We start from the raw sequence: 25,581 nt of genomic DNA on the forward strand, positions 1-25,581 counted from the left end.
GGGTGGGTTTTTTAGTAGATTTGAGGTGTGATTTTTCCTAGCCGCTAGTCCAAGTCTTCCAGAATAGAACAAAAGTAAAGTTGCTTGATTTCATTTTGAGTATTCTAAATAACAGATTATGCTTAAAATTATGTGTTGTTTTTTTACTGTTTTACTCCTTCTGAATTGTGAACGGAGGAGTCGATGTCAATATCCTGTAAATATTGCAGTAGGCAATTTGAAAATGGGGGCAAAATTGACACTATGGATAGATGAGATGTACAAGAAAGAGTTTATCACTCCTCACTACTTCTGGCTTTCAAAAACACGAGGAATTCTATTTAATAATTTTTGCAATAATAAAAATTTAGTGAGCCTTAAAGTTTCTATCAATGAAATCGATACAGCATTTAGTGTTGATCCAAAAAATATTTATAAAGTCTATTTGGGGCAAGATCCTCAAAAAAATTACAAATCATTTTTAATACAATTTATTTATAGAGAAAACTACAATGGCTATAAGCCGAATAAGATTATTTTTGACGACTAACTCGCCGACGCCTTCAGCATGCGCATGATCTACCAAACCGCTGACTACCCCGAAACCTTTGACCTTTGCCCTAATCGATAACCTCGTCTATTTCTACGATGCCAATATCCCTGATCGCCTCATCCCGATTCTCACCTATTTCCCACAAACCCCTTCACTCCCTTCGCCACATTCTGCCCATCCATCGCCGCTGAAATGATCCCACCAGCATAACCTGCGCCTTCGCCGCAAGGAAACAAGCCCTGCACCCCATCGTGCATATAAGTTTCCGCGTTGCGCGGAATGCGAATTGGAGAGCTGGTACGGCTTTCGGTGCCAATCACATTGGCTTCTTCGGTGTAATAGCCCTTCATTTTGCGGCCAAAATCGGCCACCCCTTGTTTCAGCCGGCTATAGATGGCCGCAGGGAGCAATTCGTGTAAGGGCGCGGGCACCAAGCCTGGGATGTAAGAGGAGTCCGGTAGGGTACTGGATATTTTTCCTTTGACAAAATCGGTCAAACGTTGGGTTGGCGCTTTTTGGCTGCCATCTCCAAAGTTGAACATGGCTTGTTCCACACTGCGCTGGAATTCCAGGCCAGCAAAAACGCCGTGCTGGGCAAAGGGCAACAGGTCCTCAACTTCAATGGCCACAACGGTGCCTGAATTGGCGTAGGGTGAGTCCCGGCGCGATAAGGACATGCCATTCACCACAATTTCCCCAGGCGCGGTTGCCGCAGGCACCACCAGGCCACCTGGACACATACAAAAGGAAAATACACCACGTCCAGCCACCTGAGTCACCAGCTTGTAACTGGCTGCTGGCAAATGTTCACCCCGCTCCGGTAAGTGGTATTGGATGCGGTCGATGAGCTGTTGGGAATGTTCGATGCGAACGCCCAAGGCAAAAGGTTTAGCCTCGATGGCAATTTGATGGCGATGGAGGAGGTAATAAATGTCGCGGGCAGAGTGGCCGGTGGCCAAAATAACCGCCTCGCCCCGGTGTTCCTGGTTTTCATTGACCACTACCCCCAGCATCCGCCCCTGGTGCAGGATAAAATCGGTAACGTAGCTGTCGAAATGGACTTCTCCGCCATAATGTTCAATGGTAGCCCGGATGTTCGCCACAATGTTGGGTAGTTTATTGGAACCAATGTGCGGGTGGGCATCGATCAGGATTTCAGAAGAAGCCCCGTGTTCAACCAGCAATTGCATGGCCTTATCGATGGTGCCGCGTTTGTGGGAACGGGTGTAGAGTTTACCGTCGGAGTAAGTTCCAGCGCCTCCCTCCCCAAAACAATAATTGGAGTGGGGATTGACCTGCCCAAATTGCTGGATGGCCCTTAAATCCCGGCGGCGGGTCTGCACATCGGTACCCCGGTCCAACACGATCGGTTTCAACCCTTGTTCAATCAATTCCATCGCCGCAAAATATCCCGCAGGGCCTGCCCCTACGATGAGCACAGAGGGACGATCGGCGACCGATTTGAGTTGGGATAAAATGGCGGGTTCAGCCTGGTAGGATTCGCCAACATATACAGCCACCCGCAGCAAAAAAATGGGCTGGCTGCTCCGGGCATCCACCGAGCGGCGCAGTACCCTTAAGTCCTGGATTTGATCTTCCCGCAATTGTAATTTACTGGCTGCTTTACGCCGGATGGCGGTTTCGTCTTTGGCTTCGGCGGGCAGCAGTTTTATGTCGATTTCGTGTAACATGTGATGGTGGTTGGGGCAACCGTCGGGGCAACCCTGCGTGGTTGCCCTATTCGGGCTACGATATCCTTAAAGGGCAACCACGTAGGGTTGCCCCTACGGTGTTTTTTTTCGGATCCATTCCCCTTTTTGGCCCTCAACAAAATCTTCGGGCACAAATATATTGACACTAATGTCTTCGGGTATATCGCCACTGGTGAGGGTGTTTAAAATGCCCCGGTTGCGCAAGTCAAATTTGACGTGCAAACGATCTACCGATTTTACGGGGTCCAAACGGTATCGCCCTTGTTCGATCAAACCCTTTAGGATACTATCGGTGCTGTTTTCTTTGTGTACCACAAAAATTTCCAACATGATCGAATTGCTGGGCCAGGTTTGCACTTTGAGCGAATCATAAAATTCAAAAGTGATGGTTTGGATGCTATCCGAAACTTCGATCACTTCGTGAATGGTGCGCTTGATCTGGGCATGGATCAGCAGCGGCAACGCAAAAAGACAACAGGCTAGCAGCAATTTTTTCATAAGTTCTTACTGTATTGATTTGCGGATTTTCACCAATTTTTCCAACATCGCTTCCAAACGTTCCAAAGGTAACATATTTGCCGCATCGGATTTGGCTTCAGCGGGACGTGGATGGGTTTCGAGAAACAAACCATCTACCCCAACAGCAATGGCCGCTTTGGCTACCGTTTCAATGAGGGCGGGTCGGCCACCCGTTACGCCGCTGGCTTGGTTGGGTTGTTGGAGTGAGTGAGTACAATCCAAAACGACAGGCACCCCAAAAGATTGCATCACCGGCAGCCCACGATAATCGATCACCAAATCCTGGTATCCGAAGGTCACCCCGCGCTCAGTCAGGATGATTTTTTCGTTGCCCGATTGCCGAATTTTATCCACCGCGTACTTCATGGCTTCGGCGCTCATAAACTGCCCTTTTTTGACGTTGACTACCTTTCCTGTATCAGCAGCGGCAACCAAAAGGCTGGTTTGGCGGCACAAAAAAGCCGGGATTTGCAACACATCAACGTACTGTGCAGCCAAGACCGCTTCTTCATCGGTGTGAATATCCGTAGTAGTGGGAATGTTGTAGTGCTGGCCTACTTTTTTTAGTACCTCTAGAGCCTGTTCATCGCCAATCCCGGTGAAGGAATCCAGGCGTGAACGATTGGCTTTGCGGTAAGAGCCTTTAAAAATGTAGGGGATTTGAAATTGGGTGCACAAATGGTGTACTTTTTCAGCAATTTCAAAGGCGATGTCTTCGCCCTCGATGGCACAAGGGCCCGCGATGAGGAAAAAATTTCCACTATCGAGATGCTTGAGATTGGGTATTTTGTCCAGCATATTTGAATTATGGTCTAAGAAAACGCAAATTTACACGCAAAATTAATCCCTTTGTCCTATTCTAGTGTTAAACGAGTGTTTATCAATCCAATCAAAATGCGATTCACCATCTTCATCCTTGTTTTATTGGTCATCGACTTTTATAGTTTTCAAGCGGTTAAGCTGATTGTGCAAGACTGGTCGATGTTGGCAAAAAATATTGCTTACGGCTTTTTTTGGGGCCTGACCGCATTCAGCGTTTTTTACCTACTGGCCCATAACTGGGGTTGGGCGGATGGCTGGAGCAAAAATATGGAGACCTACTCCCGGACGGTTGTTTTTATCATCTACATTTCCAAGTTCCTGATTGTACCCATGCTGCTCATCGACGATTTGCGCCGCCTGACCATGTGGGTGGCTCAACGCGTGAACGGGGATCCCAATTTTGACATCAGCCGCTCCAAGTTTTTGAGCAAAATGGGCGTGTTTTTTGGCGCTATCCCTTTCTTCACCCTGTCTTACGGCATTCTACGCAATCCATATCGCTACAAGTTGTTCCAGCAAACCATTGGCATCAAAGGTTTGTCTCCCAAACTGGCTGGACTAAAAATTGTGCAAATTTCAGACATCCACTCCGGGAGTTTCACCTTTAAAGATCCGGTGAAAAACGCCATCGACCTCATCAATGCGCAAAAACCCGATCTGGTCTTCTTCACCGGAGATTTGGTCAACGATCATGCCGATGAGATGGCTGATTATATGGATGTTTTTGATAAAATTGAAGCCAAGTATGGGGTGTATTCCGTTTTAGGCAACCACGATTACGGCGACTACCACCGTTGGAAAAACGCGGAAGAAAAGGAGGCGAATTTGGAAAACCTTAAAGGGATCCACAAAAAATTGGGTTGGAATCTGTTGATGAACGAGCACCGCATCCTTGATATCAACGACGAAAAAGTAGCAGTGATTGGGGTTGAGAATTATTCGGCCTTGCCGCAGTTTCCCAAAATGGGCCGTCTGGCGGATGCACACCAGGGATCGGATGGAGCCAATGTTCGGCTCCTGCTTTCACACGACCCCTCGCATTGGGATGTTCAGATTGTCCCCGAATTTAAGGACATTCATGTTACTTTTTCAGGACATACTCATGGGTTCCAGTTTGGGGTAGAAATTCCCGGCTGGATCAAATGGAGCCCTGCCCAATTTATGTACAAACAATGGGCGGGACTGTACCAACAGGGCGAGCAGTTCTTGTATGTCAATCGTGGCCTGGGCTTTTTGGGGTATCCTGGCCGGGTGGGCATTTTGCCTGAGGTAACGCTAATTGATTTACAACCCGCTTAAAATTTGCCCCAAGGCTGTAATTTTATTTAAGGTTACCCAACTAACCCTGAAAGCCTTATATTTGGGCTTTCGTACAATCCATCACACAAATTACGCAGAGCATGATCCTGTTTTTTGTACTGAGTTACGTATTGTTGAGTGTAAGTTTATACTTCATTTTTCAAAAATGTGGAGAAGCCGCCTGGAAAGGCCTGGTTCCTGGATACAATTTTATCGTTTGGTGTAAACTGGTGGGGCGCAAAGCCACCCACGCCATCTTTCTTTTGTTTCCAATAGTCAACATCTTCATCTACGCTGGTTTGGCAGTAGATATGGCACGCTCTTTTGGTAAACTCAAATTTTACCACAGTGCTCTGGCGGTATTGTTTGCCCCTTTTTATTTCCTGTACCTAGGCACCAATAAAACGGATAAGTACGAAGGCCCAATCTTGCCTAAGGAGCGGGATTACCGCAATAAATTGCACGAATCTCGTACCAATGAGCGGCAGCACAAAAAATTGTTGTCCGAAAATCCTTACAAAAAATCAGGAATTCGGGAATGGGCTGAGGCCATCATTTTTGCGGTTTTCGCCGCTGCTTTTATTCGGATGTTTTTGATTGAAGCCTATGTGATCCCAACTTCTTCGATGGAAGGTTCGATGTTGGTGGGCGACTTTTTGTTTGTGAGCAAACCTAGTTATGGCCTGCGGATGCCTCAAACTGTGGCGATGGTGCCATTGTTGCACAACCGCATTCCCATCCTCAATACCGAGTCTTACCTGGAAAAACCCAAACTCAAATACAATCGACTAAAGGCTTTTGAAAGCATCGATCACAATGATCCAGTGGTTTTCAACTACCCTGAAGGCGATAGTGTATATATTTTCCCCAATCGTACTTGGAGTATTTACGACTATAGGCGAGGGAGTGTTTCTCCGGAGGCCAGTTCCATGATCGGAATTGGGCAAGCCCCCTTGATTACCCGTCCGATGGACAAAATGGACCACTACATCAAACGTTGTATTGGTTTGCCCGGTGATTCTTTGCAAATCCGCAACCGCCAGGTGTACATCAACGGGAAACCCGGTGCCAACCCCAAGTACCTGCAGTACATGTATCAAGTGTACAATCCTTCTGGAGCGGGTATCAACACCCAACAATTCAGTGATTGGGGCATTTCAACCGAGGATCAATTGCAAGGGGTGAACGGTGGTAGTTCCAACATGATGCTGATTCTGAACAACGAACAAAAGGCCAAGCTCAAAGCGATGGACAAAAACATCGTGATTGAAAACATCGATATGAGTCGGACCCAAAGTCGTTTGTTCCCTTACGATACCGCCCATTTTGGCAGATGGGATTTGGACAATTACGGCCCGATTTACATTCCGAAAAAAGGTGCAACCATTGCTCTCAACCCCGAATCGATTGCCTTGTACCGCCGGGTAATCAGCAAATACGAAGGCAACGATTTTGCGGAGCGCAATGGCAAATTTTATGTCAATGGCAAAGAAGCCAAGACCTATACCTTCAAGCAGAATTATTACTGGATGATGGGGGACAACCGCCACAATTCGGAAGATTCACGCTACTGGGGCTTCGTTCCTGAAGACCATGTAGTGGGCAAACCGCTGTTGATTTGGTTCTCGCTGAAAGAAGGAAGCCTGGCCAAGGGGATCAACTGGCGGAGGATCTTTATGTCGGCGGGGAATCGGTAAAGTTCTCAACTGATCAAAAAAAGGGCGCATTCCATGATGAGAATGCGCCCTTTTTTTATTGCTGCACTGTCAACACCCTCCTTGGGCTCAACATGTACGGCGGCAAATACGCCGGAATATTGCTAAAGGGCAGCACCTCCGGCTTCAATTTTATGCCAATCACTTCAGCCATAAACTTCCGGCGGGCTTGAATCCGTTGCCACATTTCCGGAAATTTTTGAGCCAATTCAGCGCGTAGCGCCTCATCGGCCAGCGCAATCCCATCTTCAATGTTGCTGGTATGGTAGGCAGTACCAGTTCCGGGAATTACATCCACTTGCAAGGCCATCCCTGATTTAAATTTTAATTCCGAGCCCTTGAATACTGGGGAATGCACCCACTCATCGATGTGGATGTAGTGCCCGGGATTGAGTTTTACCCCATAAAAAGGATCGCCGATTTCGCCGTGAATGATGTCGTACAATTCACCGGCAGGCACCCCAATGCCAATGTGCTCGTACCATTTTACGATGGCCCGGAAATAGGGAATGGCCAGCTTTTGCAGATAATCCCCTACCCCATCCGGCAACTCGGTCTCATCGTGTACCAACCAACCCGCACGGGCATTCAAACCACCCCAAAGGCACATGGCCATGGTGAAGGGTTCGCCTACCTTGAGTGTGTTCATCGATGGGCTGGGCAAGCCGTAAGCCGCCCGAGGGCCATTGGTCAGCATGGTATGCGCACCCAGGGGAAAACCATTGAGTTGCATCAGCGTAGTAGCCTGCATTTCGGTCATGCCCGGCTGCATGTTGAAGAGTACATTTTTGAGGCCAGTGGAGGTATGGCAGGCGGCGAATTCAAATAGGGCCAACTGTTCGGCTTCGTTCAAAATGCGCAGGCCGTCGTCCGGGTTCATCAGGAGGGCATTGGCATTGCGCACCTGCTGGTGGTTGCCGCTGATTTTGCGCAGGGTATCAATCAGGTAAGAAGGTGTTTCAAAACAATGGTCTGGATCGGCGAATTCGGCTGCGGAAAAGTATTTCCAGCCTGCTACTCCAATGGTACTTTCTACATCAATCCCGGCGTCACTCAAAGCCTGGCTCAGGGATACGCCCGAAAGGCGGTCTTGCCCCATCAAGCTCAGGGATTGGAACAATACTCTTTTTACTGGCAATGGTGCCAGTTCGGCGTAGCCCCAGCCTTCGTTGCCCAGCAACAAATGGGGCAAACCCGTTTTGCCAATGATCAATAAACTTTCTTCAAAACGTGGATCGTAGCCACAGAGGTAAGTGGTGTTGGCGTTGTGTTCACGGTCGCCGTAAACAATCACAAAATCCAGGGCTTCGGCTTGCATTTTTTGCCGCAAACGGTCGATGCGCCCTTCGTAAATGGCCTGGCTCAGGCTTGGTTCAGCGGAGGGCATGCCAAAGTTCGGCAGTTCAACGGTGTTCAGGTTGATGGTCATGATGCGTGTAGGTTGAAGGGGCAAAATAGGGGTTTTCAGGGAAATCAAGGATCATCTCCAAGTTTCATTATCAACATAAAAATTAGCACAAAGGACACCAAGGAGAGCACAAAGGGCACAAAGATCGTCTACATCTAACTTTGTGCTCTTTGTGCTCTTTGTGCTCTCCTTGGTGTCCTTTGTGCTAAAAAGTGTCGCTTTGGTAATATTGAAAACTTGGGGTAAAACCTTCGCGAAAGGTTACAACTTGACCAATTGACTCGAAGCATACCCCTTAATCGTCCGCAAACGCAAGTAATACGCCCCACTCTGCAACCCACTCAAATCCAATTCCTCTTGATTCTCTCCAGCAGCCATACCTTGATTGGCCGCCAAACTCCGCACCCAACGCCCTTGCACATCAAAGACATCCAACCAAATGGGTTCGGCCTCTTTGAGTTTAAAAGAGATCAGGGCCTGAGATTGAACTGGATTGGGGGTCACTTTGAGCTCCAAATCTTCCAGTTTAATCTCGCGGCTGTTGGTCACTTCTTCGGGCGCCAGGATCAGGTTTTCATCCCCCGGTTGATAGGCCGTGAAGGTGAAGTACACCAACATCATTTCATCGGTAGTACCCTCCCCTACCCGCACTTCTTTAGGTGGTGAATTGGGATTGTCAAAATTGTTGACGGTATTGTCGTATACCGTTTCGCCATACACGGTAGTCCCGGTTGGAATTACCATTGCTTTGCGGAACAAGTAAAATCCTTGCCAATGAAAATCCCAGTTGTTGATGCGGATAACTTTCAAGGTATCTTTTTTGGGGGTAATGCCCCAAACCTTGACGGATTTTCCCAACAGGTGCATGTGTGGTGCCACCGCAATCACCGTGCCCTGAATAGGTACCCGGAATTGGGACTTGATGGTTTTTACCTGATTGGCCGGTAAAACGAGTGGCCCATTGGTCAGGGATAAAAAGTGGTTGAGCAATGGTTGAGTTTCCAGGCGACGCATCGGACCCGATTCCAGGCGTGCCAAAAAACGGGTTCGATCGGTTTTTCCTTTTGATCCTGGTGCGTAGTGAACTTGCAGAATGATGGTGGCATTTTTTGGCAACAGTTGCCCCATCCCTTTGGGATAAATAATTGGTCGGCTACCCGGTACCCAAGCCCCAATTTGTACTGCTGACTGGGAGCCGACGCCGCCAAAGCTGGTGTACCCCGGCCCCGGATCGCGGGCATCCAGGGTCAGTACGGTTTTGGCAGTATCGGCGTACACCAGTACGTGGTGCACGATTTGCCCGTTCCCAGGTACACATTCAAAAGCAGTGATGTATTTGTCCACATTGACCCCACTCGCAATGGGGAAGCAACGGTATACGTCTTTTTCACCTGAAATGGTGTACTCAGGAATTTGCAAACTCAATTCCGGCGTACTGATCAGGGGCGCGTTGTTGTATTCCGGGACTTTGGGAGCATCCTTGGGATTGCCATAAGAGGCAGCTCCGGCAACCCATTCCTGAATCAGGTGGATTTCCTCCGCGCTTATCAGGCGCTCATGCGCGAAACGGCTGTAAGTGGGATCGGGCGGCCAAGGCGGCATTTTGCCAGTCTTAACCGAATATTCAATTGAAAATCGATTGAAGTAGGCATCATCATAAGTCACCAGGGGAAAGGGCGCCAATCCACCATCGTGGTGACAAGGGGTACAATGTTTGTAAAGGATCGGTGCGATATCCAGGGTCCAGACTGGATTGTGGGCGGAACTTACGCTCAAACCGAACAGAACCAATAATAGCGATAATAGTAATTTCTGCTGCATAATGATGGGCTTTAGGAATAAGACGAGGAAAAAGGGGTGAAGTTTAGTGGAGGGGGAAAGTTTAACATAGTTGAGTGGGTTGAGGAGTTGAGAAGTTGAGGCTACCGCGAGCGACTTTGACAAGATCTGTGTTCAAGTCGCTCGCGGTAGCCTCAACCTCCCTCAACCATCTCAACCTTCTCAACTTTATTTCGAGCTGAAACACGAAGCTGGCAATCCCGCCCCATTGAACAAGTTCGGCGTAGCTGTATTGCCCCAGGCATAACGCACCATGGTAGGTTGAGGCACTTTTTCAGATTGTACGATTACGAGGTTATCTTTGTTGATTGTGGCTTCGGCGGGGTAAAAAACACCGTCTTCACCGGCCAGTTCGAAGTGGGTGATTTTATCCCCTTTAAAATTCAACCCTTCTGCATTGGCAAAATAAACCAACATTTGACCAGCCCGGGCTCGACTATTGAGGTAAAGTGGCCCCGCGACTACGGCATTGCTGGCTTTGTAATGTTTCACCAAAGCAAGGTTGGCCAGGCGCAAACCCACATCTTGCTTGTTGCGTGGGTGAATGTCGCTGGTGTCGCCAATGTCGCTGGTCACCACCATGCCAGTATTGGGGACACTAAGGGTACGGCGTTGCGCGTCACGTAGTGCGGCACCCTCGGCAGGGTTCTCGTATTTGTAAGGGGCGATTTGGCAATAATAAAAGGGAAATTCCAGCCCCCATTTTTTGCGCCAGCTGGTAATCAATGCCGTCATGGTTTCTTTGTAGGCATAGGCGGTGCTTACGTTGGATTCGCCCTGATACCACAGGGCTCCGGCAATTTTGAATTTGGTAAGGGGTTCAATCATGGCGTTGTAGATGCGGGCAATTTCGGTGGGGCCCCAACGCACTGGTTCCAGTTTTGCGGCCGCAGTACTGATCAGTTCGTTGCCTTCAAAAGCTTCTGAGGGCATCCAGCATTCGGCGGGAGTGCCACCCCAACTGGAATTGATTATGCCAATGGGTACTTTTAGCTCTGCTTGAAGCTTGCGGGCAAAAAAGTAGCCCACAGCACTGAAATTTTGCATGCTCTCCGGACTACATTCTGCCCATGCCCCTTCCAGGTCGATTTGGGGCGCAGTTGCAGTACGGTGAACCACTGAGAAAAAACGGATATTGGGATATTTCGCCTGTTTGACTTCATCCTGGGCGCTGTTGATGCCCATATTGGCCGACCATTCCATATTGGACTGCCCGGAACAAAGCCAAATCTCGCCGACCAATACGTTTTTGAGCACAATTTCATTGTAGCCCTTGATGGTAAGGTTATAAGGAGTCATGCTGCCCTTGGGCGTTTTGACAAATACGGACCAGACACCTTGATTGGTGGCTTCGGTATTGAGGATGTTGCCATCCCAGGGGGTATTGATGCTGATTTTTTCCAGTGGTTTTCCCCAACCCCAGATGATCAGTTCGCTGTTTTGTTGCAAAACCATATTGTCGGAAAATACGGCTGGTAGGGATACCGCCCAGGAGACTTGAGCCAACACCAAAAGGCAGAGTGTAGAAAAATACTTGATTGCTTGTTGTGACATGATGAACAACTGTTTTTTGATTCTTTTAAGGAGCTAAAGATGAACAATTTGCCGAAAGTGGGCAACCTGGAAACCATTTTTTTGAAGCTCCTTCAGTTGGGGGCTCTTCGGGTTCAGCAAGGGATTAGTATGATTGAGGTGAATGAAATAGATTTTTTTCTTTTCTGAGGCTGGCAGTTCTTTAAAGCGCTGCATACTTTCGACCACAAAAGGATGGGGAATTTCGGACATATTGCGGTAATTGAGTTCGGCGTTGTCGTAAAAAGTAGCGTCCAAAAAAGCGTAGTCCACCTTTTTGATCTCAGCCACAATGTCCATAGACCAACGCTCCCATTTGTCGATATCCGGGATAAACAAGGCCGATTTATTAGGACCTTCGAAGCGATAGCCTACCGTTTCAGAAAACTCATCGCGATGGGGTACTTGCAGCGGGGTAACCTGAAGATGGTCCGACAAACGCTGGGGTTCCAGGTTTTTTAGTCCTTGAATCGCAATGTTTTTCAAAGCAAGCAGTTGGCTCCAGGGGCCATTTTTTTCCAAAAATTCTTGCATTTTGGGCATGGCGTATACGGGAGTAGACTTGGCGTTCATACTTTCCCGGCCCAGGTACATCAGTCCGCTGTAGTGACCAATGTGGGCGTGGGTCAAAAAAATCCCGTTGGGCGTTTCTTCCTGCCGAAAAGGGCTATAGGTTTTGAGCAATTTCATTTGACGGGGTAAATCCGGGGTGGCTTCAAACAAAAAATTCAGTTTGTTAAGCGGGTCGATCAAGCCAAGAGAGACCACCATCCGGGTGGGATCAGGTTTCGAAAAAAGACTTTTGCAACAGTCTTTGGTACAGCCCGCATGGGGCGAACCTGCATCCTGGATGGTGCCCAAAACAATTATTGCGGGTGAATCAGCTAGGTCTGGCTGCACAGACAACAGTAATAAAGCATTGCAAATCAGCAACAAATAGGCTATTTTCATATTCCTGGTTTAAAGCCACAAAAAAATGTAACGCATCTGACAAATTTCCATACAACCAGAGCCCCCTTTTCCTCCATCTTTACCCCAAACGCTCCAGACTCTCACAAGCTCAATATACGGCGATCTCATTTTGATCCGCTAACCCACTCCTAATTTCATTTTGGTATTGCCATGCCTGGTGCCTAGGTATTGACCTTTCTGCACCTGGGATTGTCATGTCCATTACGAACTGACAGCTTTAAACCGCTGCTCAGCATGGAGATTCTTTGCTCATTATTGAACTTAAAAATAATTGAATGTGAGAAATTTAACCGACTTACTGCTCTTTTTTGTCATGGCCATTTGGCTGGCTGCTTGCCAACATGGCACCATCATCGGGGAGGACTTGATTGATGAAGACAACACCCAGGTACAGGAAATTGATAGCCTGAGTGTTGAATCAGCCAGCCTGTTGCTCGATTCCATGTACACCACCGATGGCACGCGTTTATTGGTAGGTTCCTACCCCGACCCTTACCTCGGCAACATCAGTGCGCAGTGCTTTTTCAATGCCGATACCTTTGATATTTTTTCCCTGGATGACGACGACAATTTTCGCTTTGACTCCCTGAGTCTATCCTTAAGGCAGGATTATGAATACCCGGCTACGGATCACCTGCAAAGGCTTACCGTTTATACCCTGGAAAGTACACTAGACGATGAGACCTTCTATTTTAATGATTCACCAGCCCCGGGAACCCTCAATAAAATTGCCACTGCCAGTTTCAACACCCGAACAACGCGCAGCAAACGTTTCAACATCCGCCTGCCCGATGTATTGGGACAAACTCTGTTAAAAGTAGCTAAAGGACAGGATGACCTTTTGCTGGAAAATGTGTTGAAGGGCCTTGCCCTCGTGCATGAAGGCGATAATGAAGGCCAATCAGTAATGGGTTTCCCCAGCGACAGTGTACAAATTCGACTGTATTACCACGATCAAAAAACCGACGCAGCCGGCGAAGTAAAATTAAGGCTAAAACCGGGGCGGCGTTTCAATCGTATCACCAGTGATCGGGGAAATACCGTAATCAGTAAACTGACTCAGCAAGGTGTCCCCCTTTCTTCCTCACAAAGTGGGCATCAAACCTTTATCCAGGCAGGGGTGGGCATCTGTACCAAACTGGATTTTCCCACTTTGCGCAGCATCCGCCAAAACCGCAACATCAGCGTCAATCTGGCTTATCTGGACATTCAACCCCTCAAGACCAGTTACCAGGGCAGTGATTTTTCTCCTTTGGAAAACATCTACGTGTACTCCCCTACCCATAAAAACACCCTGGCGGAAACCTACTGGAGCAGCAGGGATTATAACCCCGTCAGCGTCCGCCGAACCATAGACCCGCTAACCGGCAATTCCAATTTCCGCATTTACCTCACCGATTACGTCCACGACATTCTGCATCAGGATGGTGATGACTACGACGGGATTATGCTCTATGCTCCGGTTTTTAGTACGGGGCTTAATGAGCTTGGCCGTCTAGTACTGCCCAGTCAAAGGCTCTCTCGTGACGCCATCAAACTGCATGTAATTTTCACCGTAATTAAATAAACAACCATGTTTTATCAACCGACTTTAACTCGTTTTTCCTGGGGCACGCTGATGCTCCTGCTGCTCTCACTAGGACTAGGCACCTTGAGTTGTGACCTGGGCGGTGACGATGATGAAGAGCTCCTTGGTGATTGGGAGCAGATCAATTCCGGTTTTCCCGGCGTTGGGCGCAATGCCGCCGTAAGTTTCACCATTGATGACATCACTTACGTTGGCTTGGGCTTTGATGAAGACGGTGAACGTTTGAGTGATTTTTGGGCCTACAATCCAAGCCAGGGATATTGGGACAACCTGGGGCGCCTCAATACCGATACTCAGGCGCGTTTTCCGGGATCGGCACGCAATGGAGCGGTAGCCTTTGCCCTCAATGGCAAAGGGTATGTAGGGCTGGGGGATAATGACCAAGACTATCTCGCCGATTTTTATGAATATACTCCGGCTACCCGCAGCTGGCGCAAAATTGCTGATTTTCCGGGCGGAGCCCGGCGGGGAGCGATCGCTTTTGTGATTGGGAACAAAGCTTATGTGGGCACTGGTTACGATGGCAATTACCTGGTCGACATGTGGAGTTATGACAGCAGTTCCGATTCTTGGTCGCCCATCCGCGATTTTGGGGGTTCCAAACGGGAGGGGGCTACGGCGGTTGTTTTGAACGGCAAAGCCTACGTTGGTTTTGGCAACAGCAATGGGGTGGCGCAGAAAAACCTCTACACCTTTGACCCACAGCAAAATACCTGGACGGAGGTCACAAGTCTGCGGGATGATGACGATGATGACGATCAGGTTAACCTGGAATCGCGCATTTCGGCCAGTGCTTTTGTGCTGGATCAGCGCATTTTTTTCTTTGGTGGCTCTACTGGTGGGTATTATCTCGGCGACATCTGGGCCTATGATCCGGCACTGGATACCTGGACGGAACACACTCCCCTCAGCGACGATTGTGGGGCGGCTCGTGCGACTACGATCACCTTTAGTTTTGGGAGTTTAGCCTATGTCACTACGGGTACCGCGGGCAGTGGGCGCTTTGATGATTTGTGGACATTTTCGCCGGATGCGGAGCAGGAGGATTGTGATTGAGATCATTTAATATTGATCTTCAATTTATTAAGACATATAAGATAGGGTTAAGTTTGCTAAAAACGGGGTACGCTCCGTTTTCCTTCAGCAAATGAAGATGGCACTGCAGGGGAGCGGTGCCATCGTTTTTTGCAAGCTGATAAAAATCACCCTCCCCATCACCCAAAAGTCACCCAATTCCGCGCCTATCCACTTTATCTTTGACTCAACAAGCAGTACAAGGAGTTTTTAATTTTTTTTCTGTTACACATGGTCAATTGGGTGTTCAAATTTTGGTCGGCGTATTGACTCTCTCTCCTCAAGGCGAATAATTTTGGTGCCGACCAATATTTTTGGTGTTAACTGTTGATGAAGATGTCGCGCTGAGTCCTTTGGTGCGACATCTTTTTTTTGATTAACTACGAGCCTGTCTAAAATTTGCTTAAATCCAACCATAAAGTTGCAAAATGTTTTTTTTCTCTTCATGTTTGCACTCTAAATACAACAATGTATACAACCTGAAACGAATGTAAAGGAAATCAATTCCTGATACGTCCAGGTTTGTTCCAGTTACGCATTATTAGTCACCATACCGAGCTTGCTTTACAATTCAACTGCCTCTTAAATTTCCTGTTGTTCAGCAGAGCAATCAGGACAGAGTATGCTGTACACATCAACTAGTTTATCCTAAAACGGTTGGTGGTTACAACTCACAATTATTCATCAGATCCTAAAGAAATTTATCACTTTTTAATTTTAAAAATAATGAGACAACTTTTTACAACAACCCTTTTGTTCTTAGCACTGATGCTAAATCTTAATGCTCAAAGCTATCGTTTGGTCAAAGATTTTGCACCTGGCACAACTGGTGGCTGGCGTGAAGGCAGTACAATGATGGATAGTATGGGAAATAAAGCCCTCTTCTCTCTAGTCGATGCTCAAAAGCTAAACAACATCTGGGTATCCGATGGGACCGACGCAGGTACACTACCCCTGGTAACTTTAGCCAATGGGGAAAGGGTGAAGGATATTTTTACATGGAAAGGCAAAAAAGCCATCGTAACCATCAACGAATCAGGTTCTGGCCGTTTTTGGTTGAGTGATGGTACAAAAGCTGGTACATTAGCCATTACCTCTGCTTATAGTTATTTGGTTGGGCCAGTTTTACTGGATAGCGTGATGTACTTTGCAGCAGAGGAGTCTGGTAGTTTTTATGCTTCCTTCTTCCGCCTGAATTTGGGCAGTCGTAAGGTAACTAAGGTTTTTGAATTGGGATTCTACGGACTGAAGGATATTGTCGTGGCTGGAAATAAACTCATGATGATTGCAAACCCTAGCGGAGTAAGTTCCCTGTGGCTGATGTCGAGCGATGGAAGTGCTGCCAATACCAAGCGAGTATATGAAATTGGTACCGATTTCAGCTTGTCCAACCCGTTTCAACTTACCGCAATGGGCAATAAGGTGTTTTTTTATTTGAGTACAAGCTTTTTTGATCCAGCTTATTGGTATGTAAGTGATGGTACAGCTGCAGGGACGAAGCAGGTAGCCAAGGTTGATGACAACAATAACGATTTTAAAAAACTCAAATCCCTGGTCGTTTGGAATAATAAGTTCTATTTCCCTGCCGTGGATCTGGGAGGGTTCAGCAATACAGAACGTTATTATGTATCGGACGGCACCAGTGCAGGTACTTTTAAACTAGAAGGGGAAAAAGCATACCAGGAGCCATCATCACCCCGAATTTTGAAAGACAAACTGTACTTTCATGCCTTTTCTCCCTCCTATATTTCTGATCTCTTTGTAACTGATGGCACACCAAAGGGTACTACCCGACCATTGGATCTGTCAAAGTTAGGCGGGGGGTTGAGTTTTAGTGGCGGGCAATACGCCGTCTTTGGTGATAGCATTTACTTGAATGCTTACCGTGACGAGACGGGCTGGGAGCTTTGGAGAACCAATGGTACTACCGCCGGTACGGTACCAGTTGAATGGAAAAAAGGACCAACTGAGGCTGATCCTGGAAATTTTTTAGTAGTTAAAGACAAATTGTTCCTAACCATCAATGACCCACAAACTGGTAGAGAATTATGGGTGTATACACCAAAATCAAAACTTACACCCACCCAAGAAATCCGTAGTGCACGGGATTTATTGTCCTTTTCTCCCAACCCTGCCCAAGATCAACTCCAAATACATAGCCTAAACGCCGACTTGGGAGATGGAACCTTGCGCATCCACAATTTATTTGGACAATTGATCTTGCAACAACCGCTGCGCGCGCTGGAAAGTCGCTCGATTCAACTAGGAAACTTGCCAGCGGGAGTATATACCTTGAGTTTACAACAGGGTGATTGGATGCAGGTTGAAAAATTGGTGGTGGAGTAAATTTATCCTCTTTAAGCTGAGTTGTACTTGCAGTGAGGTATAACTCAGCTTAAAGTGTAACAGACCATCAGTAACGTAGTGCTCAATGTAAATACCTAACCATGAGTATATTTGACTTAATCAGAGATTTTTTTCCACTTTATCAATTAATACCTAAACATGATTAGTGACTTGCATAAATTCCATTGGGGTTATGGCGGTTCACCTCGGCCTAATTATTCTGAAAAATATTTGATGATTGGCTATTTTTTAATGGATCTCGCAAACCCAATTTCTTGTGAATCCATCATTCAAAATGCAGAGCATTTATCCGAAGGGGAAGAGATTGAGCGGTTTACTGGATACAATGCGGGCTCTCTATTGATTACAAAAAAGCTTGTGGTGTTTGAAACTTATGGAAATGATCCAGGAGCTGAAACCATAGAAATCAGTTATGAAGACTTTATTGATTTATTAAAATCCTGGCAAATGTTTCTTACTGTTGGTCCGATAAATGATGTGCCGTAAATCTTGCACGCATTTACATGGATTGCCTATCTTTAGCATTCACTCAAGCCATCCATCCATGAAAAAACTCCTGCTCTTTACCCTCCTCGCCACCCTTGCCCTTTCCTGCCGCAACAAAAAAAATCAGGAACAGGAAAACACCGCTCCGGAAGCGCCCAAATCCACGGCCGCGTACGAGGTAGGCCAAACCATGTACGTCCACGCCCTCCTGGGGCTCAGCCTGCGCAAAGGCCCTGATGCCAAAGCTGAAAAAGTAGGCGCAGCCCAATACGGTGAAGCCTTGGAAATCCTTGCCCTCCCTGAAGCCGACCAAACCTATGTCGCCGAAACCATCGACGAATTCCAATTAAAAGGGCACTGGGTAAAAATCAAAAATGCCGACCAAAAGGAAGCTTATGTGTTTGATGGCTATTTGGCCAAATTCCCAACCATCGAAGAAGAGCCTGAAGAGGACATGGCCTTGCCAGAATGGTTTTACATGAACCTGTCGAAACCCAAGGGCGAGCGGGAGGTAACGGCGCCCAATGAAAAAGAAGGCATCTTGGAAGGCTACAAGCAGGCATTTGCCGATGGCGGCGAGTTTGAATTGATTTTGTACAATGGCGGCGTCACGCAGTTTTTGCGCATCCCCAGCAGCACCTTGTCCTTTTCTCAGGCTTTGGTTACCCTGCGTTCCTTTTATTTCAGCAATGCTAAAAATCTGAAAATCGTACGCAACGCCAAGACCAAAAAAATCAAAGTGAACGATACGGCCAACCCTTATGAGTGGATGGAGTTTGAAGACAAAGGGGACAAGGTGATTGTGGGATTTTATTCTGCAGATTAATAGTACTACCCCCGCAAGGTATCATTCAAAGCGCGGAAGTTGATTTTGCCTACATATGCTTTAAGGTGTTCGCAGATCGCCAGGGCGCGGGTAATGCGCAAATCTGAACTTTTGGGTTGAGCAATGATGTACAGCAGGGTGCGTTTTTTGCCCGGGGTGAGTTTTTCCCAAAAGGCCTTGGCCTCGGGGTCTTGTTCCAGTACTTCGGTAAATTCTTCGGGTACGGGTAAGCCATATTCACTATCATCTTTGCGTAGGCTGACTTGCACCTGATCGCCAATCTTGAGCTTGAGCTGCTTCACCCGTGCTTTATTGACATGGATCACGTAAATGCCTTCTCCCCGAGGAATCAGCGCACATTGGTATTCGACGGCTCCATTGATGTTGCATACCACTCGTTTGTCTTCGCTGCCTTCGCTGATGGCGCCTACAACGGGAGCTGGCACAATAAAGTGTTGCCCCCACAAGCGGTTGTTGGATTCTTCCAGGTAAGAGGTGAAAGAGAAAGTTTCTTCGGGATTCATAGCGATGGATTAATCGGTTGAGGAGTTGAGAGGTTGAGAAGTTGAGGCTACCGCGAGCGACTTAGACAATGGCTTTGTCAACATCGCTCGCGGTAGCCTCAACCTCTTAACTCCTCAACTTCTAAACTAACAAAAAACCTCCCCCGGCGTAACAACGCACAAAGGGAGGCTCCAAATTATGCAAAAACTCTTTTCAGGAGAACTTAAAAAGTAGCCGATTGGCCAAACTTTCCAGTTCATCCAGCAAAATCGTAAGATCCTGTTCGGTAGTGAGTGGGTTCATTAGGGAAGTGCGGAGGTAGAGTTTATCGCGCAGGGTGGTTTGTACAATGTAAAAATGCCCTTTTTCCAGGATGCGTTCGCGAAGCGCCTGGTTGTATGCGTTAAGGTCACTGACTCCATTTTTCACGATTCTAAAACACACTATATTGCACTCGGGTTCCATTGCAAGCTCAAAATTTGGCCTTTTTGCAATCATTTTTGCAAATTTTTGCCCCAAATCATACACCTGATCCACAACAGCTGTAAAAACTTCTTCACCGTATAATTTCAAAAGCGTAAAAATTTTTAGGGACATCATGTATTTGGTGCATTCAAAAGTGCGTTTGCCGAGGTTGTACCAATCCGCTTCGGCAGAGTTCCAGAGGTACTGTGCCCTTTGCTGAAAAGTGCTGAAGCTGTCCTGTTCTCGCTTAAACACCAGAGCGGTAGCCAGAGCTGGAACCATGAGCACTTTGTGAAAGTCTACCACTACCGAATCCGCTCGATCGATTCCTTTGAGCAGGGATTGGTATTTTGTGGAAAAAACCGCCCCTCCGCCATGCGCTCCATCGGCATGGAACCAGATGTTGTGCCGTTCCGCAAAATCGGCAATCGCTTCCAGGTCATCATGAGAGCCAGTAGAGGTGGAACAAGCGCTGCCAATGATCGCAAATACATACAATCCTTCCCGCTGAGCTTTGGCCAGGGATTCCTCCAACAACTCACAACGCATTTTATACTGCGCATCGGTGGGCAACTTGATGATACCAGCATTGCCCAGCCCCATGATGCGCGCCGCCCGGTCCACACAATAATGCGCCTCCTCGCTCACCATAATGGCCAAGCGTTCCTGATGGCCTTCGGACCAAACATTCGAGGGGGCCTTGCAAGCACGGGCAGCCAATAAGGCGGTGAGGTTGGCCAGAGTACCGCCCGAAGTCAGGATACCGCTGCTGGAAGTATCGTAGCCAATTTTTTTGGCCAGCAGCTCGATCACCAGGCGTTCCATCGGTGTCGAACTCATGCCCATTTCGTACAAGGCCATCCCCTGATTGAGTACATTACTCAGCAAGCCTGCCAATGCTGCCGCGGGTGCTGTTACCGCCACCTGATGGCCCATATAGCGGGGATGATGGGTTTTAACCGAATGTTGGATTACAGTTTCGAAAAAAGAAGCGGGATTTTCTGACAAAGGGCCATTGAGTTCATTTTGCCAAAAACGATAATGGTCTTCGGGGCCGTGCTGAGGAAAAACCACTTCATCACTTTGGCTTTGCACGGATTCTAAATAATCGGCCAATTGATCGATGAGGGCGTGACCTTGTTGGCGAAAACTGCCTGGATCATATACTTTTTGTAAGAGGGTGGTGTTGGATTGTGTCATTGCCGTATTGGTTGTGGATTAATAAACAACAGCACATTTTGAAGGGTTGAAGCCAACGCTGAAGTCCTAAGTACGCAGAAAAATTAACTTCCCGATTTGGGTTTTGAATAGGCAGTCGAACGCTTCATTTCAAGTGAGCTTTCTATTCAAAAGCCTTAAAAAAATCGGGAAGTAATTTTTTGCGTCATACTAAAACACTCAAATTTTTCCCTACCGTGATATTAATCACCTAAAAGCAGTCTCAAAGCTCATGGTCTGGCACCTCGCCCTCGGCTTACATTTGTATCGAAACAAAGCGAAAAGCCATGAAAAACAAGGCATCTCTTATTCTAACTACCGCACTGATTCTTCCTTTTTTACTCTGGATACCAGTGCGCCCTCAAACACTCAAAAGTTTTAAAATGACTGTTGCAGGCACTTCTTCCCTTCACAAGTGGGAGTCGAGTGTAGGAGTCGCCACAGTTAAAAGTGACATCGTCATTAACGAAGGTGGCCTAGAAGCCATCAACAGTTTGTACCTCGAAGTAGACGCCACTTCCATCAAGAGTACCAAGGGCTCGATTATGGACAAAAAGACCTGGGAAGCACTGAAAACAACACAGTATCCCAAAATCACGTACCAATTGACCAAGATCGAATCGATTAACCCTGCTGCCGGAGAATACGACATTAAAGCGCTCGGCAACCTCAGCATCGCAGGTGTAAAAGTTCCGATCAGCATGAACGTAAAAGGTAAAATTTTGAGTAACGGCAGCCTTTCCTTTAAAGGATCGAAAGCCTTGAAAATGACCGATTTTAAAATCGATCCACCGACTGCACTCATGGGTACCCTCAAAACGGGCAACGACATCACTGTAAGTTTTGATATTGTGTTGGGTGAATAAACACCTCCTTCTTCTCAAGCTCTTTCACTAACGACTAAAATTCAACAAGATGAAAAATATATCTTTGTCGAACCTGCTGGCAGGTTTGCTGGCCCTCGCTTTCTCCTTACCATTGGTAGCTCAACAAGCTGATTTGCAATACTTCCGCCCTTGGAACAAAAAAGGGATCAACGTTTTTGAACCTTCCAAAACGGCTGAACAACCTGAATTCAAAGGCATGAGCGTACGGATTGGTGGTAGCTTTACTCAGGATTATCAAAACCTGACCCACTCCAACAAAGCCGTTTATGCGCCCTCCTCTGCTACCAACAAGTTGAATAAAAACTACTTGTATGGGTACATCAAAGCAGAAGACACTACTTCCGCAAGATTGGCAGGTTTCAACCTGGCAATGGCGAACTTGAACCTTGACTTCCAGGTTGACGACGGGATCCGGGTTTGTTTGGAAAACTACATGTCCGCTCGTCACCACAACGAATTTTGGGTAAAAGGCGGCTACATCCAAATCGACAAACTGCCCATGTTTGGTAACCCACAATGGTTTACCGATTTGGTACGGGTGAAAATTGGTCACTTCCAACCTAACTTCGGCGACCAACAGTTCCGTCGTTCCGATGGTGGTAATGCTCTCTTCAACCCATTTGCTGAAAACTTCATCATTGATGCATTTACCACTGAGATTGGTGGCGAAGTGTACTTGTTCCCTGCAAAAAACATCATGCTGATGGGTGGTATGAGCTCTGGTTTCATCAATGGCAACATCATTAAACCAGCAGATGCCATTAACTCTAATGGAGTGGTTCCTACCAAACGTACGCCTTCCATTTTTGCCAAAGTGGCATACGACAACAATGTGAATGAGGATTTGAGAGTAAGGGTATCAGCATCTGTATACCACAACAGCAACAGCCAACGCAATACCTTGTTTGCAGGTGACCGGACTGGTTCTCACTACTTCGGCATCATGGAACCTGCTACCATCGGTGGTTTACCAATCTCGATTGGTACTTCTCCATCTAACCCTGCAACCCAAGCCGGTCCAAACTTTACCTCTGGCCGTTTTGACCCAGGTGTAGCCAACCGGGTAACTGCAATCGTGATCAACCCATTCATCAAGTACAAAGGTGCTGAAGTTTTTGGCTCTCTTGATTTCATCAAAGGTAGTGTATACGCAGACGTATCTGATGGCGAATGGATGAAACGGAGCTGGACTCAAGTTGCAGTAGAAGGTTTGTACCGCTTCTTGCCTAATGAGCAAGCCTACATCGGTGCACGATACAATACCGTAACTGGTGAAGCTCGCGGTTTGGGCGACGTAACCATCGAACGCAGCGCTGTATCTGCAGGCTGGTTCCCAACTCAAAACCTCTTGCTGAAACTGGAATATGTAAACCAGAACTACAAAAACTTCCCAACTACTGACTACCGCTACGGTGGCAATTTCAAAGGGATGATGGTAGAAGCCGTTATTGGCCTATAAGTTGAATAGAATACTGTGATTTTCCTCTAAAACAACTGGGGCATCAAGATTTGGTGCCCCGCTTTTATTCCCCTTTTAAGTCACACCACAATTCAAAGCCATGAGAAAGTATTTTGCTTTAGTTCTTTTGTTTGGGGTTTTGGTGCTAGGTATTTCCAATGATGCTGTTGTTTCCATTGATCCAGCAAGTGAACTGACGCTTTACGGTTCGAGCAACGTCAACAAATTCAAGTGTGATTGTACGGATCAGTTTCCACGCTCAACCGTGAAATTCAACAAGGGAAAAAGTGGAACCTCAGCTACTTTTTCCAATGCAATACTTGACCTTGGAGTGGCTACCCTGGATTGTGGCAACAAAATGATGAACAAGGATTTGCAACGAACCTTGAAAGGGGACGAATACCCCCGAATCCGCATCGAGTTGGTTCAGGTCAAACAACTGGACGATGAGAAACTGAAAGAACCTGGAACTTGGGCCACTCAGGTTGTCGAGGCTGGGCTGACCATTGCCGGGGTAAGAAAAACGATAGACCTGAGCGTACGTACTCAGCAAACCGAAGCAGGAAGATTTCGATTTGTCAGTGATAAAAACATTCTCATGACCGATTTTGGGCTCACTCCACCAAGAGCGCTCATGGGCACTATCCGGGTCAACGACCTGATTCGCATCCACATGGATATGATTGTGGAGGTGGAGAAGGGAATGTAAGCGGATTTCGGATTTCGGAATGTGGATTTCGGTGGAGCAATCGTTTGAAGGTTTATTCAACCTTAGAAGCAAACTTCCACCGAAATCCCAAATCCCGAAATCTGAAATTATCGTGTACTATAGTTCGGTGCTTCCTTCGTAATGTTCACGTTGTGCGGGTGGCTTTCTTTCACCCCTGCCGCCGTGATTTTTACAAAACGACCTTTCTGTTGTAACTCTTCTACCGTGTTGGCGCCACAGTAACCCATCCCGGCGCGTAGGCCTCCGATGTATTGAACCATCACTTCCGCCAGGGTTCCTTTGAAAGGTACCCGGCCTTCGATACCCTCTGGTACCAGTTTTTTAATGTCGTCTTCTACATCCTGGAAGTAACGGTCTTTGGAGCCTTCTTGCATGGCCCCCAGAGAGCCCATGCCGCGGTATACTTTGAATTTCCGGCCTTCAAAAAGAATGGTTTCACCGGGAGCTTCTTCTACTCCGGCAAACAAGCCGCCCGCCATGATGGTACTTGCCCCGGCGGCCAGGGCTTTAACGATATCACCCGTATAGCGAATCCCTCCGTCACCAATAATGGGAACCCCAGTGCCTTTCAAAGCCTGAGCTGCCCAACTGATCGCTGTCAACTGAGGCACTCCTACCCCTGCTACGATGCGGGTGGTACAAATCGAGCCAGGGCCTACGCCCACCTTTACTGCATCAACTCCGGCTTCAACCAAAGCTAAGGCAGCGGCACCTGTAGCTACGTTTCCTCCGATGACTTGCAGATCCCGATATTTTTTCTTGACCTCTCTCACCGCGTTGAGTACTCCTTGGGAGTGCCCATGAGCCGTATCGATCGCAACGACGTCAACACCTACGTGAACCAGGGCCTCCACCCGCTCCATCATGTCGCGAGTAACGCCCAAAGCAGCACCTACTACCAAACGCCCAAAGGTGTCCTTGCACGAAAGCGGATAGTTGATCACCTTCATGATGTCTTTGTAGGTGATCAAACCGACCAGTTTGTTGTGGTCGTCCACCACTGGCAGTTTTTCAATCTTGTTGCGTTGCAGAATTTCGCGGGCTTGATGCAGAGTGGTGCCTGCCGGGGCGGTGACCAAGTTTTTGGAAGTCATCAGTTCTTGAACCGAGCGGTCCAGACTGGTTTCAAAACGCAGATCGCGGTTGGTCAGAATGCCCACCAGGTGGTTGCCAGCATCGACTACCGGAATCCCGCCAATCTTGAAGCGCTCCATATGGTTTTTGGCGTCGCGAATGGTTGCGTCCGGTTTCAGCGTGACGGGATCGATGATCATGCCACTTTCCGAACGTTTGACCAGGCGAACCTGTTCGGCTTGTTCAGCAATGGTCATGTTCTTGTGGATGATCCCGATGCCACCCTGCCGAGCAATGGCAATAGCTAGTTTTGCTTCGGTTACCGTATCCATAGCGGCCGAAACAACGGGAGCATTCAATCTTAGTTCGCGAGTAAGTTGGGAAGTGATGTCCACTTCACGAGGCAATACTTCAGAGTATGCCGGAGCGAGCAGCACGTCGTCGAAGGTCAGTGCCTCGCCCAGAAATTTGTCCAGGTTGGTATTTTGCGTATCCATGCGCAAAGGTAGGGAT

Annotated in this window: 21 protein-coding genes; 11 read left to right on the top strand and 10 right to left on the bottom strand. The window is 47.5% G+C overall.

All coding sequences use genetic code 11. The features are described from left to right. The first annotated feature begins 118 nt into the window (after positions 1–118). On the top strand, positions 119–529 hold the full coding sequence (locus ACO08K_RS08300) for a hypothetical protein (protein ID WP_421795927.1): 411 nt from the start codon (positions 119–121) through the stop codon (positions 527–529). 131 nt (positions 530–660) lie between these two features. Here the strand turns inward: ACO08K_RS08300 and ACO08K_RS08305 are convergent, their stop codons facing one another. From ACO08K_RS08305 to kdsA, 3 genes are all read right to left on the bottom strand, one after another. Then, a complete protein-coding gene (locus ACO08K_RS08305) occupies positions 661–2,223 on the bottom strand; it encodes an NAD(P)/FAD-dependent oxidoreductase (RefSeq protein ID WP_421795928.1) in 1,563 nt (520 codons plus the stop codon). 93 nt (positions 2,224–2,316) lie between these two features. After that, on the bottom strand, positions 2,317–2,742 hold the full coding sequence (locus ACO08K_RS08310) for a hypothetical protein (protein ID WP_421795929.1): 426 nt from the start codon (positions 2,740–2,742) through the stop codon (positions 2,317–2,319). Between the two features lie 6 nt (positions 2,743–2,748). After that, positions 2,749–3,561, bottom strand: coding sequence for a 3-deoxy-8-phosphooctulonate synthase (gene kdsA, locus ACO08K_RS08315; protein WP_421795930.1), 813 nt, complete (start codon positions 3,559–3,561; stop codon positions 2,749–2,751). A 96-nt stretch (positions 3,562–3,657) separates the two neighbouring features. Here kdsA and ACO08K_RS08320 point away from each other — a divergent pair, with 96 nt between their 5' ends. Both ACO08K_RS08320 and lepB read left to right on the top strand, forming a co-directional pair. Beyond that, positions 3,658–4,884: a metallophosphoesterase gene (locus ACO08K_RS08320; RefSeq protein ID WP_421795931.1), complete on the top strand. Its 1,227-nt coding sequence runs from the start codon at positions 3,658–3,660 to the stop codon at positions 4,882–4,884. 101 nt (positions 4,885–4,985) lie between these two features. Next, positions 4,986–6,581 carry a signal peptidase I gene (lepB, locus tag ACO08K_RS08325; protein ID WP_421795932.1) on the top strand — a complete coding sequence of 532 codons (1,596 nt, stop codon included), beginning with the start codon at positions 4,986–4,988 and terminating at the stop codon, positions 6,579–6,581. Between the two features lie 55 nt (positions 6,582–6,636). Here the strand turns inward: lepB and ACO08K_RS08330 are convergent, their stop codons facing one another. The 4 genes from ACO08K_RS08330 to ACO08K_RS08345 all read right to left on the bottom strand — a co-directional run bounded on the left by ACO08K_RS08330 (position 6,637) and on the right by ACO08K_RS08345 (position 12,369). Continuing rightward, positions 6,637–8,028, bottom strand: a complete 1,392-nt coding sequence (locus ACO08K_RS08330; protein ID WP_421795933.1) for an aminopeptidase P family N-terminal domain-containing protein — start codon at positions 8,026–8,028, stop codon at positions 6,637–6,639. Between the two features lie 240 nt (positions 8,029–8,268). Then, positions 8,269–9,828 (bottom strand): T9SS type A sorting domain-containing protein, encoded by a 1,560-nt coding sequence (locus ACO08K_RS08335; protein ID WP_421795934.1) that lies wholly within the window; start codon positions 9,826–9,828, stop codon positions 8,269–8,271. 186 nt (positions 9,829–10,014) lie between these two features. After that, positions 10,015–11,400 carry a sialate O-acetylesterase gene (locus ACO08K_RS08340; protein ID WP_421795935.1) on the bottom strand — a complete coding sequence of 462 codons (1,386 nt, stop codon included), beginning with the start codon at positions 11,398–11,400 and terminating at the stop codon, positions 10,015–10,017. A 33-nt stretch (positions 11,401–11,433) separates the two neighbouring features. Then, the gene (locus ACO08K_RS08345) at positions 11,434–12,369 is read right to left on the bottom strand and encodes an MBL fold metallo-hydrolase (protein WP_421795936.1); all 936 of its coding nucleotides are present in this window, start codon (positions 12,367–12,369) and stop codon (positions 11,434–11,436) included. A gap of 298 nt (positions 12,370–12,667) precedes the next feature. Between ACO08K_RS08345 and ACO08K_RS08350 the strand changes: the two genes are divergently transcribed. The 5 genes from ACO08K_RS08350 to ACO08K_RS08370 all read left to right on the top strand — a co-directional run bounded on the left by ACO08K_RS08350 (position 12,668) and on the right by ACO08K_RS08370 (position 18,731). Beyond that, positions 12,668–13,957, top strand: a complete 1,290-nt coding sequence (locus tag ACO08K_RS08350; RefSeq protein WP_421795937.1) for a DUF4270 family protein — start codon at positions 12,668–12,670, stop codon at positions 13,955–13,957. A gap of 6 nt (positions 13,958–13,963) precedes the next feature. Further along, the gene (locus ACO08K_RS08355) at positions 13,964–15,034 is read left to right on the top strand and encodes a Kelch repeat-containing protein (RefSeq protein ID WP_421795938.1); all 1,071 of its coding nucleotides are present in this window, start codon (positions 13,964–13,966) and stop codon (positions 15,032–15,034) included. A gap of 744 nt (positions 15,035–15,778) precedes the next feature. Further along, on the top strand, positions 15,779–17,398 hold the full coding sequence (locus ACO08K_RS08360) for a T9SS type A sorting domain-containing protein (RefSeq protein ID WP_421795939.1): 1,620 nt from the start codon (positions 15,779–15,781) through the stop codon (positions 17,396–17,398). A 159-nt stretch (positions 17,399–17,557) separates the two neighbouring features. Further along, positions 17,558–17,905, top strand: coding sequence for a hypothetical protein (locus ACO08K_RS08365; protein ID WP_421795940.1), 348 nt, complete (start codon positions 17,558–17,560; stop codon positions 17,903–17,905). Positions 17,906–17,963: 58 nt separating this feature from the next. Continuing rightward, positions 17,964–18,731: an SH3 domain-containing protein gene (locus tag ACO08K_RS08370; protein WP_421795941.1), complete on the top strand. Its 768-nt coding sequence runs from the start codon at positions 17,964–17,966 to the stop codon at positions 18,729–18,731. Positions 18,732–18,736: 5 nt separating this feature from the next. On the opposite strand, the gene ACO08K_RS08375 is transcribed toward ACO08K_RS08370, so the two are convergent. Next, positions 18,737–19,255: a YdeI/OmpD-associated family protein gene (locus ACO08K_RS08375; RefSeq protein ID WP_421795942.1), complete on the bottom strand. Its 519-nt coding sequence runs from the start codon at positions 19,253–19,255 to the stop codon at positions 18,737–18,739. Positions 19,256–19,448: 193 nt separating this feature from the next. Next, complete coding sequence (locus ACO08K_RS08380; RefSeq protein WP_421795943.1) at positions 19,449–20,900, bottom strand: pyridoxal phosphate-dependent decarboxylase family protein; 1,452 nt, start codon at positions 20,898–20,900, stop codon at positions 19,449–19,451. Between the two features lie 305 nt (positions 20,901–21,205). Between ACO08K_RS08380 and ACO08K_RS08385 the strand changes: the two genes are divergently transcribed. The 3 genes from ACO08K_RS08385 (at position 21,206) to ACO08K_RS08395 (ending at position 23,973) form a co-directional block, all read left to right on the top strand. Further along, the gene (locus ACO08K_RS08385; RefSeq protein WP_421795944.1) at positions 21,206–21,784 is read left to right on the top strand and encodes a YceI family protein; all 579 of its coding nucleotides are present in this window, start codon (positions 21,206–21,208) and stop codon (positions 21,782–21,784) included. A 49-nt stretch (positions 21,785–21,833) separates the two neighbouring features. After that, the gene (locus ACO08K_RS08390) at positions 21,834–23,264 is read left to right on the top strand and encodes a hypothetical protein (RefSeq protein ID WP_421795945.1); all 1,431 of its coding nucleotides are present in this window, start codon (positions 21,834–21,836) and stop codon (positions 23,262–23,264) included. A 100-nt stretch (positions 23,265–23,364) separates the two neighbouring features. After that, positions 23,365–23,973 (top strand): YceI family protein, encoded by a 609-nt coding sequence (locus tag ACO08K_RS08395; protein WP_421795946.1) that lies wholly within the window; start codon positions 23,365–23,367, stop codon positions 23,971–23,973. Between the two features lie 107 nt (positions 23,974–24,080). On the opposite strand, the gene guaB is transcribed toward ACO08K_RS08395, so the two are convergent. Continuing rightward, on the bottom strand, positions 24,081–25,565 hold the full coding sequence (gene guaB, locus ACO08K_RS08400; RefSeq protein WP_421795947.1) for an IMP dehydrogenase: 1,485 nt from the start codon (positions 25,563–25,565) through the stop codon (positions 24,081–24,083). Positions 25,566–25,581 lie beyond the last annotated feature (16 nt).

Source organism: Haliscomenobacter sp., from assembly GCF_965225875.1.
Classification (GTDB): Bacteria; Bacteroidota; Bacteroidia; order Chitinophagales; family Saprospiraceae; genus Haliscomenobacter.

Bases quoted from the DNA above. Each gene is read 5' to 3' on its own strand.
- guaB (WP_421795947.1), bottom strand. From the start codon at position 25,565: ATGGATACGCAAAATACCAACCTGGACAAATTTCTGGGCGAGGCACTG.
- ACO08K_RS08335 (WP_421795934.1), bottom strand. From the start codon at position 9,828: ATGCAGCAGAAATTACTATTATCGCTATTATTGGTTCTGTTCGGTTTG.
- ACO08K_RS08385 (WP_421795944.1), top strand. From the start codon at position 21,206: ATGAAAAACAAGGCATCTCTTATTCTAACTACCGCACTGATTCTTCCT.
- ACO08K_RS08345 (WP_421795936.1), bottom strand. From the start codon at position 12,369: ATGAAAATAGCCTATTTGTTGCTGATTTGCAATGCTTTATTACTGTTG.
- lepB (WP_421795932.1), top strand. From the start codon at position 4,986: ATGATCCTGTTTTTTGTACTGAGTTACGTATTGTTGAGTGTAAGTTTA.
- ACO08K_RS08305 (WP_421795928.1), bottom strand. From the start codon at position 2,223: ATGTTACACGAAATCGACATAAAACTGCTGCCCGCCGAAGCCAAAGAC.
- ACO08K_RS08310 (WP_421795929.1), bottom strand. From the start codon at position 2,742: ATGAAAAAATTGCTGCTAGCCTGTTGTCTTTTTGCGTTGCCGCTGCTG.
- ACO08K_RS08330 (WP_421795933.1), bottom strand. From the start codon at position 8,028: ATGACCATCAACCTGAACACCGTTGAACTGCCGAACTTTGGCATGCCC.
- ACO08K_RS08365 (WP_421795940.1), top strand. From the start codon at position 17,558: ATGATTAGTGACTTGCATAAATTCCATTGGGGTTATGGCGGTTCACCT.
- kdsA (WP_421795930.1), bottom strand. From the start codon at position 3,561: ATGCTGGACAAAATACCCAATCTCAAGCATCTCGATAGTGGAAATTTT.
- ACO08K_RS08375 (WP_421795942.1), bottom strand. From the start codon at position 19,255: ATGAATCCCGAAGAAACTTTCTCTTTCACCTCTTACCTGGAAGAATCC.
- ACO08K_RS08340 (WP_421795935.1), bottom strand. From the start codon at position 11,400: ATGTCACAACAAGCAATCAAGTATTTTTCTACACTCTGCCTTTTGGTG.
- ACO08K_RS08370 (WP_421795941.1), top strand. From the start codon at position 17,964: ATGAAAAAACTCCTGCTCTTTACCCTCCTCGCCACCCTTGCCCTTTCC.
- ACO08K_RS08395 (WP_421795946.1), top strand. From the start codon at position 23,365: ATGAGAAAGTATTTTGCTTTAGTTCTTTTGTTTGGGGTTTTGGTGCTA.
- ACO08K_RS08380 (WP_421795943.1), bottom strand. From the start codon at position 20,900: ATGACACAATCCAACACCACCCTCTTACAAAAAGTATATGATCCAGGC.
- ACO08K_RS08320 (WP_421795931.1), top strand. From the start codon at position 3,658: ATGCGATTCACCATCTTCATCCTTGTTTTATTGGTCATCGACTTTTAT.
- ACO08K_RS08300 (WP_421795927.1), top strand. From the start codon at position 119: ATGCTTAAAATTATGTGTTGTTTTTTTACTGTTTTACTCCTTCTGAAT.
- ACO08K_RS08390 (WP_421795945.1), top strand. From the start codon at position 21,834: ATGAAAAATATATCTTTGTCGAACCTGCTGGCAGGTTTGCTGGCCCTC.
- ACO08K_RS08360 (WP_421795939.1), top strand. From the start codon at position 15,779: ATGAGACAACTTTTTACAACAACCCTTTTGTTCTTAGCACTGATGCTA.
- ACO08K_RS08355 (WP_421795938.1), top strand. From the start codon at position 13,964: ATGTTTTATCAACCGACTTTAACTCGTTTTTCCTGGGGCACGCTGATG.